This window comes from Paenibacillus taichungensis, from assembly GCF_013359905.1.
GTDB lineage: Bacteria > Bacillota > Bacilli > Paenibacillales > Paenibacillaceae > Paenibacillus > Paenibacillus taichungensis.
On sequence record NZ_JABMCC010000098.1, the window covers coordinates 169695 to 185130 of the forward strand.

Annotated in this window: 12 protein-coding genes; 6 read left to right on the forward strand and 6 right to left on the reverse strand. The window is 45.3% G+C overall.

The features are described 5' to 3' along the window. The first annotated feature begins 190 nt into the window (after positions 1-190). Entirely contained in the window at positions 191-6580 is a 6390-nt protein-coding gene (locus HP548_RS05040; RefSeq protein ID WP_175381093.1) for a rhamnogalacturonan lyase family protein, read from the forward strand. Positions 6581-6708: 128 nt separating this feature from the next. Here HP548_RS05040 and HP548_RS05045 read toward each other — a convergent pair whose 3' ends face one another. Genes HP548_RS05045 through HP548_RS05055 form a run of 3 tightly spaced genes read right to left on the reverse strand, consistent with a single transcriptional unit; the run spans position 6709 to position 9977 of the window. Then, positions 6709-8172 carry a serine hydrolase domain-containing protein gene (locus tag HP548_RS05045; protein WP_175381094.1) on the reverse strand — a complete coding sequence of 488 codons (1464 nt, stop codon included), beginning with the start codon at positions 8170-8172 and terminating at the stop codon, positions 6709-6711. A gap of 51 nt (positions 8173-8223) precedes the next feature. Then, positions 8224-9318: a HAMP domain-containing sensor histidine kinase gene (locus tag HP548_RS05050; protein WP_175381095.1), complete on the reverse strand. Its 1095-nt coding sequence runs from the start codon at positions 9316-9318 to the stop codon at positions 8224-8226. After that, complete coding sequence (locus HP548_RS05055) at positions 9303-9977, reverse strand: response regulator transcription factor (protein ID WP_099858937.1); 675 nt, start codon at positions 9975-9977, stop codon at positions 9303-9305. The genes HP548_RS05050 and HP548_RS05055 overlap by 16 nt, the downstream gene beginning before the upstream one ends. A gap of 348 nt (positions 9978-10325) precedes the next feature. Between HP548_RS05055 and HP548_RS05060 the strand changes: the two genes are divergently transcribed. After that, the gene (locus tag HP548_RS05060) at positions 10326-10622 is read left to right on the forward strand and encodes an immunity 53 family protein (RefSeq protein ID WP_099858826.1); all 297 of its coding nucleotides are present in this window, start codon (positions 10326-10328) and stop codon (positions 10620-10622) included. Positions 10623-10931: 309 nt separating this feature from the next. Then, on the forward strand, positions 10932-11147 hold the full coding sequence (locus tag HP548_RS05065; protein ID WP_175381096.1) for a hypothetical protein: 216 nt from the start codon (positions 10932-10934) through the stop codon (positions 11145-11147). 210 nt (positions 11148-11357) lie between these two features. Here HP548_RS05065 and HP548_RS33260 read toward each other — a convergent pair whose 3' ends face one another. Together HP548_RS33260 and HP548_RS05075 are read right to left on the reverse strand one after the other, a co-directional pair. Continuing rightward, positions 11358-11639 carry a hypothetical protein gene (locus HP548_RS33260; protein ID WP_246317941.1) on the reverse strand — a complete coding sequence of 94 codons (282 nt, stop codon included), beginning with the start codon at positions 11637-11639 and terminating at the stop codon, positions 11358-11360. A 348-nt stretch (positions 11640-11987) separates the two neighbouring features. After that, positions 11988-12539 carry a TetR/AcrR family transcriptional regulator gene (locus HP548_RS05075; RefSeq protein WP_076291308.1) on the reverse strand — a complete coding sequence of 184 codons (552 nt, stop codon included), beginning with the start codon at positions 12537-12539 and terminating at the stop codon, positions 11988-11990. A gap of 149 nt (positions 12540-12688) precedes the next feature. Here HP548_RS05075 and HP548_RS05080 point away from each other — a divergent pair, with 149 nt between their 5' ends. After that, positions 12689-13609, forward strand: coding sequence for a ketopantoate reductase family protein (locus HP548_RS05080; RefSeq protein ID WP_175381097.1), 921 nt, complete (start codon positions 12689-12691; stop codon positions 13607-13609). A gap of 316 nt (positions 13610-13925) precedes the next feature. On the opposite strand, the gene HP548_RS05085 is transcribed toward HP548_RS05080, so the two are convergent. Then, a complete protein-coding gene (locus HP548_RS05085) occupies positions 13926-14621 on the reverse strand; it encodes an alpha/beta hydrolase family protein (protein WP_217504624.1) in 696 nt (231 codons plus the stop codon). Positions 14622-14948: 327 nt separating this feature from the next. On the opposite strand from HP548_RS05085, the gene HP548_RS05090 reads away from it, so the two are divergent. Both HP548_RS05090 and HP548_RS05095 read left to right on the forward strand, forming a co-directional pair. After that, positions 14949-15269, forward strand: coding sequence for a PadR family transcriptional regulator (locus HP548_RS05090; protein WP_175381098.1), 321 nt, complete (start codon positions 14949-14951; stop codon positions 15267-15269). Positions 15270-15342: 73 nt separating this feature from the next. Beyond that, a partial coding sequence (locus HP548_RS05095) for a DUF1048 domain-containing protein (RefSeq protein WP_175380668.1) occupies positions 15343-15436 on the forward strand: 94 nt, incomplete at its 3' end.

A 15436-nucleotide genomic window follows, 5' to 3' on the forward strand; every position in this document is an offset into this window, starting at 1 on the left:
AAAAAAGTCAATTATATTATATAATACGTCACATTTTTTAGATTGTCTGTCTTTTTTTAGAGCTGTAAGATAAATGTAAGCGGTAACATATAAAAGGGGGTGACTGTAGTTTGTGTTCATTTGACAACCAGAAGAGCAGATCGAACTTGTGATTCTAAAATGATTTTTTCGATAAGGAGGACTTAATCCGATGAACCGAAGAACTGTTTTCATCCAGAAATCGATATTTGTATCTTTATTAGCGCTCCTTATGGTTATCTCACTGGTCATACCCCCGGCGCCGGTGCGTGCAGAGTCACCAAGTAGCAGTAGCCTACCGGGTCGCCAAGGAGAATATCTTAACCGGGGTCTGGTTGCGGTTCTTGTAGACAATGGTGTTTTTTTAAGCTGGAGGTATTTAAATAATGATCCTGATGATATCTCTTTCAATATATATAAAAACGGAACCAAAGTGAACGCATCGCCCATAAGCGACGTGACGAACTATGTGGACACCACTGGTTTCGACAGCTCGCAGTACCAAATATCCACTATCGTTGCGGGAAAGGAGCAAATGCTACCGGAGGTTGTATCGGTCTGGCATAATGATTATTTGCCTATTCCGCTGGATAAACCGGCTGACGGTCGGACCAAAGACGGTGGAACCTATACGTATTATGCAGGTGACGCATCTGTAGCTGACTTGGACGGCGACGGCGAATATGAAATCGTCTTTCTGTGGAGTCCGAGCAATTCCAAGGACAATTCGCAGGCAGGTTATACCGGCAATGTGTATATCGATGCCATCAAAATGGACGGTACAAAGCTGTGGAGGATTGACCTGGGAGTTAACATCCGTGCCGGAGCGCACTACACGCAATTAATGGTGTATGACCTTGATGGCAACGGAAAGGCCGAAGTTGTGGTCAAGACGGCGGACGGCACGAAGGACGGCCAAGGCACGGTCATTGGTGACGGCACGAAAGATTACCGTAACGAGAGTGGATACATACTGTCAGGGCCTGAGTATCTCACACTGTTTGACGGTGAGACCGGCGCGGCCGTATCCACCGTCAATTATGATCCGCCAAGAGGCAACGTCAGTGATTGGGGTGACGGCTATGGCAACCGTGTAGATCGGTTCCTTGGTGCCATCGCTTATCTGGATGGCACGAAGCCAAGTGTTGTGATGAGCCGGGGTTATTATACCCGCACTGTGCTTGTTGCTTATGATTATGTTGGTGGGGAACTCGTCAAGCGCTGGACGTTCGACACAAACGAAGCAGGAAAACAATATGAAGGACAGGGCAATCATAATCTAAGTGTGCTGGATGTCGACAATGACGGCAAGGACGAAATCATGTTTGGCGCTCTAGCCATAGACGATGACGGCAGCTTGCTGTACAGCACCGGACTCGGCCACGGCGATGCCATGCACGCCGGTCAGCTCGATCCAAACCGAGAGGGCTATCAGATGGTAAGCGTGCATGAGCATTCAGATGCTGCATACGGACTGGAGATGCGCGATGCGGCAACAGGTGAAATCCTCTGGGGGGAGAAAACAGGTTTTGACACCGGTCGCGGGATGTCGGCGGATATTGATCCGAACTATCCGGGATACGAATCATGGGCCACAACCATTACCAACGGGCAGAGCGTTCCCGTAACCAATACCTATTCGGCTGCCGGAGAGGCTATCTACACGGTGGACGAAGGGCCCGAAACCGCCAATTTCGCCATCTGGTGGGACGGAGATCTTCAGCGTGAGCTGTTTGACCATGAGTGGGATAACAGTACAGCCAAAGGTATCCCGCTCATTTATAAATGGGATTACGAAAACAAAAAGCTAAATGAAATCTTCCGAGCGACCGGTACGTTAACGAACAACCATACCAAAGGAAATCCGGCGCTTCAGGCGGACATTCTGGGCGACTGGCGTGAGGAAATTCTGCTGCGAAGCGAAGATAGTTCGGAGTATCGTCTCTATACAACGACCATTCCTACAGACTATCGCATTCCTACGCTGATGCAGGACCCTGTGTATCGACTTGGCGTAGCCTGGCAAAATGTAGCCTACAACCAGCCGCCTCATACCGGCTTTTATCTTGGAGCGGAAGCTACCTCATTCCCTAAAGCCGATCTGACGCTGACTCGCGATGCAGAAATGCCAGAGCCGGTCTATCGCTTTAATTTCGGAACAGAGACTGCATCGGGAAGTACGAACATACAGGATACGCTCTACGCGCAAAATCCAGGATACGGGTTCGTGGATACAACCGGTGTTACCGTAGGAGCAAATGAGGTTTCGGTTGCGACAGGTACGACATTTGCTGTTGACCTGCCAAATGCCAACTATAAGGTTACACTACGTTTGGGCAACGATACGCATGACTCAAACGTCGGGGTCAAATCCGAATTTGTGCAAAAGCTCGCCGTAACGAATGTGGCAGCCGGAGCACCGCTGGAGTATTCCTATGATGTTGCATTGGTGGATGGGCAGCTCGATTTCCTCTTCACCGGTACAGCCATAGACATCCAGGATATCCTCATTGAGAAATATCCAGAGAAAGTGGCCGGTGCGGCAACAACGATCTATATGGCCGGTGATTCAACCATGCAATCTTACAGTGAAATGCAGGCTCCTCAAGAAGGGTGGGGCCAGCAGTTCGGACGTTATTTCTCGAATGGGGCAGTCATCGTGAATGATGCAATCGGTGGCCGAAGCAGCAAATCGTTTATGGTAGACGGCCGTCTGGACACGATCCTGCAGCGAATCAAACCGGGGGACTTCTTCTTCATTTCCTTTGGTCATAACGACGCGAGTGTAGGGATACCGGATCGGTATGCATCACCGGAGGACTATAAGATTTACTTGGCTCGTTATGTAAACGGTGCCAAACAGCGCGGCGCTACACCGGTATTACTCACTCCGGTTGGACGCAGAGATTTCAATACGGTGACTCAGGAATTCAACGTCAGCTTCCCGGCATACGTGCAGGCTGCCAAAGAAGTGGCGGAGGAGCTTGACGTGCCACTTATTGATCTGAGCAAGTTAAGTATTGCGTACTATGACAAAATTGGTAATACAGCTACGGAGAAAGTGTTCCTTTATGCTAATCCGGGTGAATATCCAAAATATCCGAATGGGATCAACGATAATACCCATTTCAGCAGCTATGGTGCGAAGAAAATTGCCGGACTCGTTGCTGGTGCGGTCAAAGACATGGAGCTGAGCATTTCTTCGCTGGTCATCGACCCGGATATTTCCGAACCCGAACCAGAGCCGGAAATCCAGCTATATGAGGAGGATTTTGAAGGCGATGCTGCCGACTACCAGTATGCGATGGTTAATGCCACTGGTATTGCAGGAACCATGACCGGAACGGTCGTTGAACAGTCTGGAAATAAGGTACTGTCCGTCACGGGGTCAGGATCGGGCAATCGGGCCAAGGTATTCCGTCTGTTCGATGCCGTAAACGGCGATCAGGTGAAAGTGAACTTTGACTGGCAATCCGGTAATGTGAGTGCCTATCCGTCAGAAGGTCATCTCACAGTACAGGATTCTAACGAGAATGCCCTTTTCACGCTGTATACGAAAACCGGAAGCACCAAAATTCATTATTTTGTCGGTGCATATAATCCGGACTACGGTACGGGCGATACGGCCATACCCGAAGGGGGAACGGCTACAGAGATTTCCAAGAACCAGTGGGTCGATGTGGATGCAACCGTTAATTTTGCCAAGAAAACACTGGATCTGACATTGACGAATCTGGCGGATCCGACAGTTACACAAACGATCAAAGATATCCCGCTGAGTTCCGGTGTATATGCGGACAACGTCAGAGCCATTCGGTTCCTAGGGACGAGAAAAGGCGGTGGAGGCACGTTGAACTGGACTACGCAGATCGACAACGTGCGAATTGAAGGCACGGAGCTTCCTTCGGAGGGCGGCGATCAAGCTGCCTTAATCGCTCTGTACGATGAGATCAAAGCACTTGATCTGTCGGAATATACAGAAGCATCGAAGGCAGTGGTGAACCGGGCTTTGGCAGCTGCAGAAGCGATATTCAATACGGAAGCCACCCAAGCTCAAGTTGACCATGCATTTAACATGTTAACTGTGGCGAAAGATTCATTGACAAGTGAACCGGGCGAAAAGATTAGCGAATACAAATTTGATTTTGGTTCCGGCGGCACTGCCGAAGGATACACCAAGGTAGATGCCAAAAGAGCGTATATTGAAGGTAATGGGTATGGCTTTTCCGATACTACGCTAACCAAAGATGAGAACCGGGAAACCGGAGATGCGCTCAAGGAGGATTTCACACGGGTAAACGGCACCTCCTTCCTGGTGGAAATGGAGCCGGCCAATTACCGGGTAACGATGACCATCGGGGATGCCCAAGAATCGACCAGCGCGAATGTCGTTGTAGAGCAGATGACGAAGCTTCCGCTCACAACCATTGCCAAGGGCGAATTCAAAGAAATTACGTATGACATTGCTCTGATCGATGGCGTCTTTAATTTCGACTTCACCGGAAATGCACCGAAGATCAATGCACTGAAACTGGAGCGCCTGCCAGATAACAGCGCAAGCGATGAACCTGTAATTTATTTGGCTAGTGATTCCACCGTGGCCAATTACGCGGAGAATTATCGTCCGCAAGCGGGTTGGGGCGAAACGTTGGGAAGATATTTTGATCAGAATGAGGTAAGCATTGATAACCGGGCAGTTGGAGGATTGAGCAGCAAAACCTTCCTGGTCGGCGGATATCTCAATGATATTTTGCTCGACATTCATGAAGGCGATTATCTGTTCATGCAGTGGTCTCATAACGATTCCACGCCGTCACGTCCGGAGCGTTATCTTACACCCGAGCAGTTTAAAGTATATTTGAAAGAATACATTAACGGTGCTGTGCAGAGAGGTGCAATTCCGGTTCTGGTCACGCCAGTGAACCGTCGTGATTTTACCGGAGAGGTGCTGAACAGGAGCTTCCCGGAATACGTACAGGCGATGAAAGAAACGGCGCAGGAAACGGAAACACTCATCATTGATCTGAACCAGGCCAGTTGGGAACATTTCCAGGAGCTTGGCACAGAAGGAACCAAATCGATATTCATGTGGGTAGGTACAACAGAGGACAATACGCATTTGCAGATGAACGGTGCAATCAAGGTAGCCGAACTCGTGGCACGTCTTGTGAAAGATTTGAATATACCGTTATCTGATTTTGTCACGCTGGAAGGGGAGTCACCTGATCAGGAAGCCCCGCATACTACGGCAAATGTGGAAGGAGAAGCCCAGAACGACTGGTATACGACTCCAGTACAAGTAACCTTCACAGCAACCGATGAAGATTCCGAAATCGAAGGGACCTATTATCAAATCAATGGTGGCGAAACGGTGAGTGGTACGCAGTTGACCCTAACTGAAGAAGGAACACATACCATCACCTACTGGAGCGTCGATGTTGACGGTAACAAAGAGAGTGAACAGTCTTTGTCTGTATCCATTGATCTCGTACCTCCAACCATTGAAATTCATGGTCAAACCGAGTACACCATTGATCAACACGTGGAAATTGGCTATACAGCCTCCGATACGGTATCCGGTGTGGCAGAACCGACGGGTGTGCTCCTGGACACTCCGGCGTATACACTTGAACCCGGCCTGAACCAGGTTACGGCAACCGTCTCCGATTTGGCTGGCTGGGAACAGACGATAGAATATAGTTTCGGGGTTATTGCTACGTTCGACAGTCTGATCAATCTGACCAATTCCTTTGCGGATGAATCGATAGATCCTAATGCCGGTATTCTTGCTGATCAGCTTGCGAACACCTTACAGCAAGCAAGCCAGGCAGCAAACGATCATGAAGGAGCAAAGGCGCGTCAACTGCTTGTAGCCTACGGTAATGACGTTCAAGCAGCTAGAGGAACCGTATTTACGGATGAGCAGGCAAATGTGCTGCTTAAGTGGGAAGAATGGCTCAAGCAGGCAACCCCACTAGCAAACGGGGCCCCTGGCACTCCGGTGTTATCTGACAATAACGGTTACGACACAGGGCTCAAAGACGGAGACTATACTGTAACGATGAATTTATGGTGGGGCAATAACGGCAATCAGTTCAAATTGTATGAGAATGGTGAGTTGATCAAGGAAATTTCTCTGGTCGATCAATCCCCATCCGCCCAGTCTGTTAAAGTTGATATAATTGGAAAGAAAAATGGTACCTATATTTATACCGGTGAATTGATCAATGCACTGGGTACGACCACGAGTGTTCCGCTGACAGTCATCGTCACGGATGCTTCCCCGGGGCAATCTGTTCTGTCGAATGACAACTGGGATGGAGACGGTAACTATAATGTCACCATGAATCTGTGGTGGGGAACGAACGCAACCGAATACGAACTTTACGAAAATGGTGTTTTGATCGACACACAATCACTACAATCCCGTACACCTAGTGCACAGTCTGCGGTTACCGCAATCTCTGGAAGGGTACCTGGAATCTATGAGTATGAAGCTATACTTCGTAATTCTTCAGGGGAAACCAGATCATCCAAATTAAATGTGACGGTACGAGAGTAAGCTGAAATGTTTGAGGCATTCCATTAACATTAAGTGATTAGAAACGAAGTAAGGTAAGTATATAAAAAGTGCTATTCCTCATCATTTTGAGGAGTAGCACTTTTGTTTATTTTGAGAAATTGAAACGGCTATGCATAGCCGTTCTTTTTGTTCTCAACATAGATGTAATAATAGCAAGCCAAATGCAAGAAATTGACTAATGACCATACAACAAGCCATATGATTGGAGACGATAGGGTAGTCCAGATGCCGAACCAAGGCAGCACACGTCCTCCGCCGATAAACGTCACGAGAGGGGATAGGGACAAGAGAACTAGTACCGGGATCAACCTTCCGACAGTAATTAGAATCAATTTGCTGAACGTTAGGCGTTTGTTCCTTCTACGGATGCGAAAATAGGCATGCACGCCCCATATAAGGGTAGCCAGGATCAGCGCAATCATGATTGTTTCCATATTTCTGCCGTTCAGAAAAGAGATTGTGGGCTTCTCACCCCTCATTATATTCGCGATTCCATCGATAAAAGCCGAGTAATTCACAAAAGCGCTTAATCCGGAATTAAACATCACCGCGATACCCATCTGATCGTCCAAATAAACTATTTCTTCCGACTTGTACGTCCAGAAAATGCCGCTATGGGAGATTGTTCGGCCGCCGGACTCGTCCTGGTCAGCAAGCCAGCCCATGCCGTACGGACCGATGGCTCCGGGTTTATGATACTGTTTCATCAACGCAGGGGAAAGCAAGCTGCCGTGATATTGGGCAAGCATCCATAGGGACATGTCCTCCGCAGTTGAAACAATGCCGGCGGGGCCATCAATGAACCAAAGCGGTTCCGATTGACCTATGGAACGTCCCAAACTCAAGTAATGTCCTAGCGGAATAGTTTTATTATCATGTATTTGCTGCGTCGTGGTGATGCTAAAGGTATGGTTCATTCCTAACGGTTCAAAAATATGTTTTTTCAGATAATCCGAAAAGAACTCACCGCTGACGCTCTCCACGAGGTTCGCCAGCAATACGTAATTGGGATTATGGTAGCTGTAGGCTGTTCCTGGGTTATGGGCAAGTTGAACCTTGGTTAATAAACGATTCGTCTCATTCAGCGATTGGAATTGCGGATTTCTCGTCATATCGGGATTTACTTTGTCATTGAGACCACTGGTCTGATTCAATAAATGACGGATCGTGATGTCAAGAACACGGGGATCCTGAGGAGAAAGCTCTGGAAAATAGGAAGCGTAAGTCGCATCCAGATCAATCATGCCTTTTTCCGCCAGCTGCAGAACGGCCAATGCGGTAAAGGACTTACTTAACGAAGCAATAGGAAAAGGGGTGTCTCCCGTAACGCTTTGACCATCCGCGAATGTCCCGTAGCCTTTTGCGTAGAAGACCTCATCGTTATTGGCAATCGCCAGTGAAGCAGCTTTAATGTGATTGGCTTTCATGGTCCGATTCATATATTCGTCGATCTCCTGCAAGACTTCTGTCCTGTCTCTGGCTGCATTGGCGGATACGGGGGTTCCCCACATGGTAAATAACAACAATAAACAGCTGATGGTGATATACATTCTTTTTCTTAGTTTTAACATGATAACACTCCTAGAATTCAAGATAAGGAAATGCTATCAAATAATTTTCAACTATTTATCAACTTGGGTCCCAATACTTACCGTTACGCTTCCGCCGCCGTGAGGTCCGTTTGCGACCTGGAGACTTCCTTCGTGTTTTTCGCAAAACACCTTGCAAATGTAAAGACCCAACCCGCGATGTTCGGACGAATCCCACACTTCGCCACGGTAAAAAGGGAGTACAGCCTTAACCAGGGCTTCGTCCGAGAAACCAGGACCGTCGTCTGAAACGGTAATTTTCATCGTGTCTTCCTGAAGGTCATAACGAACGTTCACTTGACTGGATGCGTATCTCACCCCATTTGCGACCACATTTTCGAAAATCTGCATGACAAGATAGGGATCCACATGTATTGAGGCATTATCATATTTCAAAGAAGAGACGAAGCGTATACCGAACTGTCTTGCTATTTGTTCGCCGCTGCTGTCCAGTAAAGTCGTCAATGAGATCGTATCCATCGACTTGAAGTTCAACAGGACATCCTCCAGTCTCTGAATCGAGTTCATGGCCTCGGCATAGCTCTCCAGACGCAAGATGTGAAGGTTCATGGTATGGATCAGGTCCAACACCTTTTCTTCCGGTAACTTCTTCTCGGGCAGATAAGTGGCGAGAAACTCAGCGTTTCCTTTTAACACCGACAGGGGGGTTCTCAGATCATGGGCAAAAATCGCATTGAGCTGCTTCCGCTCCTCAACCGAACGCCAGAGCGTCTTTACGTTTTTCTCCAACTGTGAGCGCATGTTTTCAAATGCCGCGATCAACTCGCCCATCTCGTCCCGGCTGTCATAGGAGATTTTGAAGCTTAGATTGTTGGCCGAAATGCTTTCGGATGCTTGCTTTAATAGCTCCAGCGGACGTTTTAGTTTCCATCTGTAAAATAGAACTGCCATGGTGACAATCCCTGTTGCCACGGTTAGCAGCACAGCCGCGACAAGGGAGGGCAGCACCCAATCCGTTTCTCCAAAACGCAGCCGCAGGTTCTCTGCCCAGGAGAACTCCATGGTTATGACGACCAGCACAGCAATGAGCGTGACCACACACAACAGGATAAAAGATTGCAATAAGCTAAATCGCTTTAGCGGTAGCCTATTCATGAGCTTGGCCATTTGTATCCGACTCCCCAAACTGTTTCGATTCGGTTATCGCAACTGTATTCCTTTAATTTGGAGCGAATACGCCGGATATGCTCCGCGATCACGCTGCTGTCGCCTTGATTGTCCATGCCCCAAATCGTTTCGTACATGCGTTCTTTTTCGAACACCATGCCGGGATGCGTGGACAGCAATTCGATAATGTCGAACTCTTTTTTGGCAAGAGGAATTCGCTTCTCCCGGTAGTAGAGTTCCCGGGCTGTATAGTCAATGACCAAGTCTTCGTTAAACCTTATCGAGGATTTGCTTTGGATTCGCTGTTCTCTGCGCATATGCGCTTCGACCCTGGCCCCCAGTTCGTGAATACTGAAAGGTTTCAGGATATAGTCATCGCCTCCGGCCCGAAATCCGGCTATTTTATCTGCATCTTCGATTCGAGCCGTTAAAAATAAGATCGGGCAAGAGACGAAGCCACGAATTTTCTCGCACAATTGAAGACCGTTCTGCTCAGGCATGTTGATATCTAGCAAAACGAGATCGGGTTGTTGTTCCACTTTCCGCAGCGCCTCCCGGCTGTCCTTGGCCGTCATGACGGAATATCCATTTATTTCAAAGTAATCAGTCAGCAACTTTCGAAGATCTGCTTCATCGTCCACGATCAGTATCTTAGGCATCAATGCTCCGTCTCCCATATCTAAATGTTTGAATTGAGCATAGCAAAAATCTTCAAGCAATGTAATCTCCATTGAAATCGGATTTTTCACCTGGAAATCAATAAGTATTCTAGGAATGAGATATTTGGAAAATTTATTATTTGGTAAGTGTTCCAATCATATGGTATAACTCTTCTTTCAATAAAAAAGAAATACAATAGATTTGATAAGGTACAACGTCTTGATGGAAAAGAAAAAGGTCCCATTAATAAATAACAAAATAGAATCTGCCAATACCCCATGTTAATAGTGAATCTTAACATAGGGGGGTTAGGCCAGCTATGAAATTTCAAAGAAGAGGTATAGATGATGAATACATTAACATGGGTTCAGAACTGGTATTATGAAAACTGTAATGGGGATTGGGAACATTCATATGGTGTGAAAATTGATACAGTAGATAATCCCGGTTGGTCTGTTGAAATCAACTTGACAGATACTTATTTAGAAAATGTACCATTTGAGTCAATTGAAGAAGAGAGAAATGATCAAGATTGGTTTTACTGTATTGTGAGGGATGGAGTATTTCATGGTGCAGGAGGAGCAATGAATCTAGAAGAGATACTAATTTACTTTGAAAATTGGGCTTCAAGCATAGAAAGATGATAAAAATGGTAAGACACCTGTTAGTCTGGAAAAATAAGTCAATTCTAGGTTTGTAACGGAAGAATGGGACCCATATTAGAATGAGTTAATGTATAAATATTAGTTTATGTTTAATTTAACCTTGATGCTGTTTGATCAGTGGTTAAAGGTTAATGTGGTACGAAATGGATACGAAGTTCTGGGTCACAGAAACTAGTATTTATACAATCCATATTATAGAATATTAAATACAGGTAATTATTCCAGATATGGGTTTTAATATTCCTACAATACTTTAAATTTTCTGTGAACAAGAGGTGGAGAACTGGTATGAAAAATAGAAACGTAACAGGTATTGTAGCGGCCATAATTTATTGTGTTGTCCTTTATGTTTTTTTAACTGATGCCCCCCCTGGTGAAGCTCCAAATAATCCGTTTTGGGTTTATTTATTGATTCCACTTGGATCTATTGTAATTACGTCTCTTTTTGATTATGTGATCAAGTTCGATTTCTTCAGAAAAAAGAAGAATAGTAGAAAAAAGTAAAGAATGAATGGTGTCGCGGTACAAGCACTTTGTTCCATTTATAGTCGCTATTAAAGCGGCTTTTTTTGTTTCAAGTAACCAATTTCATGTCCCAAGTTAAGGACATGAAATTGTATCAAGAACTTAAGCTGAGCCATATCACAAGTGAGGCCAAAAAATTGGAGTTTTAATGAGGGCCACCCGGACTAAGGGTGCATCAGAAGAGCAAAATCAATAGTCCGGTGCGGCGTACTTCGTTACGTCTGGCTCGAATACCACTCCGTTGGACAAGTCCAGCTCCACATGGGTGGTGCCGCGAAAATCGGTCAGCACGAGTATGCGCGAGCCAACGACGGGAACGCGGTCGGCGCTGGTGCGCATGTGCGCTGAGACGACAATAGGAGTATCGTTGACGATATAGCTTACCTCGACCCTAAACATCGGGAAATGGAAGAGCCAGCGGTTAGTGAAGTTCACGGCAGTCAATGTCCCTGCGAATGACGAACTCTGCATGCGGAGACGCTGGATGTCCGCCTGACGTCGCGCGGCGTGGGCGATTGAGCCGGGTAACTGAAGGAGCACGATAGCCGCTATAAGAGCGAAGCCAGCTCCGACCACGGCGCCGAGCTCTGGCGGGATTGTCGGCGACGTCGCTATGGATGCGAGGTCGAAAGGGCGTGATGGATTGCTTTTCAGCGTCCAGAGCAGTAGGACTCCCGCACTTGTAACTAGCCCTCCTGCGATCGCGAGTGTCGCGAAAAGGCCGGCGACCCTGGTGTCTTTATGGAGTATATTGTGTAAACAACTTATGCACACTTTTTTATTGTTATACAACATATGGATTTGGTTTGAATGACAGACTCATTCTTTAGAATAGGGCGTAATTCCTCTTGAATATAGGTTCTCCATTAACTTGAAAAATTCTTCTGACGATAAATCCTTTTGACGCTGGATCCAAAGACGAAATAAAGAAAGAGAAGTTGTCAGGTAAAACTCAATGAAGTATGGCGTTAAGGAATGGTTTTGCGGGACGTTTAATTCTAATTGATTCAAAGTAATTTCTTGTTTTAAGCGTTTTAAAAAGCGGGCACTTCCATAATCACCCAAAAGGGCATTGAGAACCAGGAGGTGTTCCCTGTTATCCAGACAATGGAGCGTATCTTGAACTGTATGCACTGATAGCTCTTTATTCGCCATTTCTTTCTTCATTTCATTGAATAAGTCATTTTCAACAGAGTCTAACAATTCGTAAATGTCAGTAAAGTATTGATAAAAGGTGCTGCGGTTATATCCTGACTTATTCGCAATTTCCTGAACCGAAATTTTCTCAATCGGCTTTTGGCTATATAACTCACAAAAAACTTCTACAAACTGTTGTCTTGTTTTCTCCGTTATTTGGGGTTGCTTTTTCATGTTTTCCTCCTACTAGCGAATAAGAATATCATCCGACAAATCATAAAAATCTGATGGTTGATCAAGGAATAATAAAGATTTACAATCACATCATACAACATGTTGTCGGATAATCAAAAAGTAAATGTTAAAAAGTAGGGGTGGCTTAAATGTCAGCAAAACAAGATAGAATATTAATTTTTGGTGCAGGTGTCATCGGGAGTATGTACGCAATTAAGTTTATTGAAGCAGGGTTTGACGTTACCCTGTTTGCACATTCGAATAGATTTAAATCATTAAGAGAAAATGGCCTGCAATATAAAGAAAAAGGTACAGTTAGATCGGTACAAGTGAATGTCATTGATACGCTCGCAAATGACGATATATACGATTTTATTTTCGTTACCGTTCGTTATGATCGGTCCGAATCAGCGTTGTTAGCGCTAAAAGATAATCAAAGCAAAAATATAGTTACGATGACTAGTAATTCAATAGGATTTTCTTCGTGGCTGGATATCGTAGGGGCAAGACTTTTACCCGCTTTTCCAGGCTTCGGCGGACAGATTAAAGATGGAGTATTGTATGCTCGATTTCTACCAAAGTTTATAGCGGCAACTGCATTTGGAGAAATTAATGGTGTAGTGACAGAACGCATAGAAAACCTCGCTAAATTATTTAAAACAGCAAAGCTTCCTTACGTTATTAAAAAGGATATGCAAGCGTATCTAATCACACATTCCGTATCAGACATTGCCATGTTAAGCTTTTTGCATTCTGAGAATAAGATCATTGACAAAAAAACAGCCAAAATCAGAAAGACGGCACGCCAAATAACAGTCACTTTAAAAGCGCATCTAAGGGCTATACAAAAAGCTGGCGTTTCAATTGATCCACCAATGCTGAGAATGGTGCTTAAATTTCCAAACTTATTTTTGGATCTTTTCTTTATGACATGGCTACGAACTAAAATGGTTAAGGATATGATATTGCCGGATTATGCGAATAATGCTAACAATGAGATTGTGCAGCTAAGTAATGATTTATTGAAATTTTTAAGTCAAAATGATATCAAATCGGTAGTTCTTGACTAAACTAACGGGAAACCATAGTTGAACAACAACAGCGGCAGTCTAAGACTTTATTTATCAAGTCTTGTTCTGCCGCTGCTTTATTTTGGACCCACTCTAAAACTTTATTTCCACAGTGTTGGAGGCAATCAATATAACGCTTATGCGACGCCAACTCGATCATATATAGAGCAATTTTTGCCCACATCTAGGGACACAGATCGAAATGATTTCATCCCTCTTTCGCTGTATATTATCTTTTAGGTTATAGACGTAAAGTAGATACGCTTCATCACCAGTAAGAGGTGGCTAAAGGAGTGTATCTAGCTCTTGTTAAAGTTTACTTGGATTCAATTCGACCAATTGGATCTGGATCTTCTGACAAAGTCTTTTGAACTGCCGACCAACTGTCATGTTCAATATCGAGCGCATGACAAAGATAAGCCCATGAGACCAGCTGAATTAAAGCGACATGTTCAGGATTTTCATCTGTTGTTTCCGTAACTTCATAACCTGGGATTCCGCCAAGTGAGTGTTCTGCACCGAATAGGGTGAGCAGCCTCTCGGCCCCTGGGCTTAAGAAGTAGGGGCCGGACATCCACTCTGGGCCGCGGACGGTCAACTGATACTTTTGCGGGGTGCAGTCCTGATCCCCGACGATCACAAGCGTGGGCGTGGTCATGTGCGTGAAGCTCACGTTCAAGTGCGGCATATTCTCGGCCGCGAACGTCGTCAGGCTGTCGCCACCTTGTCCAGCAGTGGCGAACAGCACGCCCGCTTTGATACGCGAGTCAGACAGGTCCACGTCCTTCTTAGTTTCTGGGTCGAGGACTCGCAATCCCAAGAGATTGCCCGCCGTTTGGCCACCGAAGGAATGTCCAGCTGCTGCTATTCGGCTTCGGTCAGTGCGTCCACTGAGACCTGGTACGGCAGATTCAATATGGTCTAAATTATCTAGGATTCGCTTCATGTCCTCGACACGGTAACGCCAAATCCGTGGTTTACGAGGATCGTCATGAGTAAGATCGATTTCCATGAGTATTCCACCTTCTTCACAGTCCTTTATAGTTAGGTATATTGCCTTTCTTATATCTTTTCATAATTAGTACGGAAGAACAGGGGATGATTATAATTAACTAAGGTAACTCTGTATTTGAAAAGGTGAATGGTGCGGGGGGCAAAAATAATTTTTAAAGTAGTTGACACTCGTCGCTACTCAGTGTTACGATGTACAGGTAATAAGTATTACTAAGTAGATTTCGGTTTCCAAAAATTATTGAGTAATAATTTCCCTCGGTACTATGTTGTACTGAATATAAGTGATGCTGATTAGGGGAGGGACAAATTAGAGGAGGATCTGAACATGGAAAATTTAACTGAAATGCTGAAGGGATCGCTCGAAGGTTGCGTAATGGAAATTATCAGCCGCCATGAAACCTATGGCTATGAGATTACCCGCCGATTGAACGAGTTAGGGTTTACCGAAGTCGTGGAAGGGACAGTCTACACTATCCTTGTGCGATTAGAAAAGAAAAAACTGGTGAATATCGAGAAGAAACCTTCAGATATGGGGCCGCCTCGCAAATTCTACACGCTTAATGAGGATGGTCGCCAAGAACTTGAACTGTTTTGGGAAAAATGGGGTTTTGTAACATCAAAAATCAACGTCTTGAAGTCAATCTAACATCATAAGATATTCCGCACCGATAGTTTTGGAGTGTCTTGTTGAGCTTTATAAAAAGGAGGAGAAAAATAATATGATGGAATTATTCAAAAAAATGATTGGTGATAAAAAAGAGTACAAAATGATGATGGCACGTGTGGAGTCACTGCCAGAGGACTATCAGTTCG

Coding starts and splice junctions, on each gene's coding strand:
- HP548_RS05055 (WP_099858937.1), bottom strand. CDS start 9,977: ATGCCTAAGATACTGATCGTGGACGATGAAGCAGATCTTCGAAAGTTG.
- HP548_RS05080 (WP_175381097.1), top strand. CDS start 12,689: ATGTCAGCAAAACAAGATAGAATATTAATTTTTGGTGCAGGTGTCATC.
- HP548_RS05045 (WP_175381094.1), bottom strand. CDS start 8,172: ATGTTAAAACTAAGAAAAAGAATGTATATCACCATCAGCTGTTTATTG.
- HP548_RS05060 (WP_099858826.1), top strand. CDS start 10,326: ATGAATACATTAACATGGGTTCAGAACTGGTATTATGAAAACTGTAAT.
- HP548_RS05090 (WP_175381098.1), top strand. CDS start 14,949: ATGGAAAATTTAACTGAAATGCTGAAGGGATCGCTCGAAGGTTGCGTA.
- HP548_RS33260 (WP_246317941.1), bottom strand. CDS start 11,639: ATGCAGAGTTCGTCATTCGCAGGGACATTGACTGCCGTGAACTTCACT.
- HP548_RS05075 (WP_076291308.1), bottom strand. CDS start 12,539: ATGAAAAAGCAACCCCAAATAACGGAGAAAACAAGACAACAGTTTGTA.
- HP548_RS05040 (WP_175381093.1), top strand. CDS start 191: ATGAACCGAAGAACTGTTTTCATCCAGAAATCGATATTTGTATCTTTA.
- HP548_RS05050 (WP_175381095.1), bottom strand. CDS start 9,318: ATGGCCAAGCTCATGAATAGGCTACCGCTAAAGCGATTTAGCTTATTG.
- HP548_RS05085 (WP_217504624.1), bottom strand. CDS start 14,621: ATGGAAATCGATCTTACTCATGACGATCCTCGTAAACCACGGATTTGG.
- HP548_RS05065 (WP_175381096.1), top strand. CDS start 10,932: ATGAAAAATAGAAACGTAACAGGTATTGTAGCGGCCATAATTTATTGT.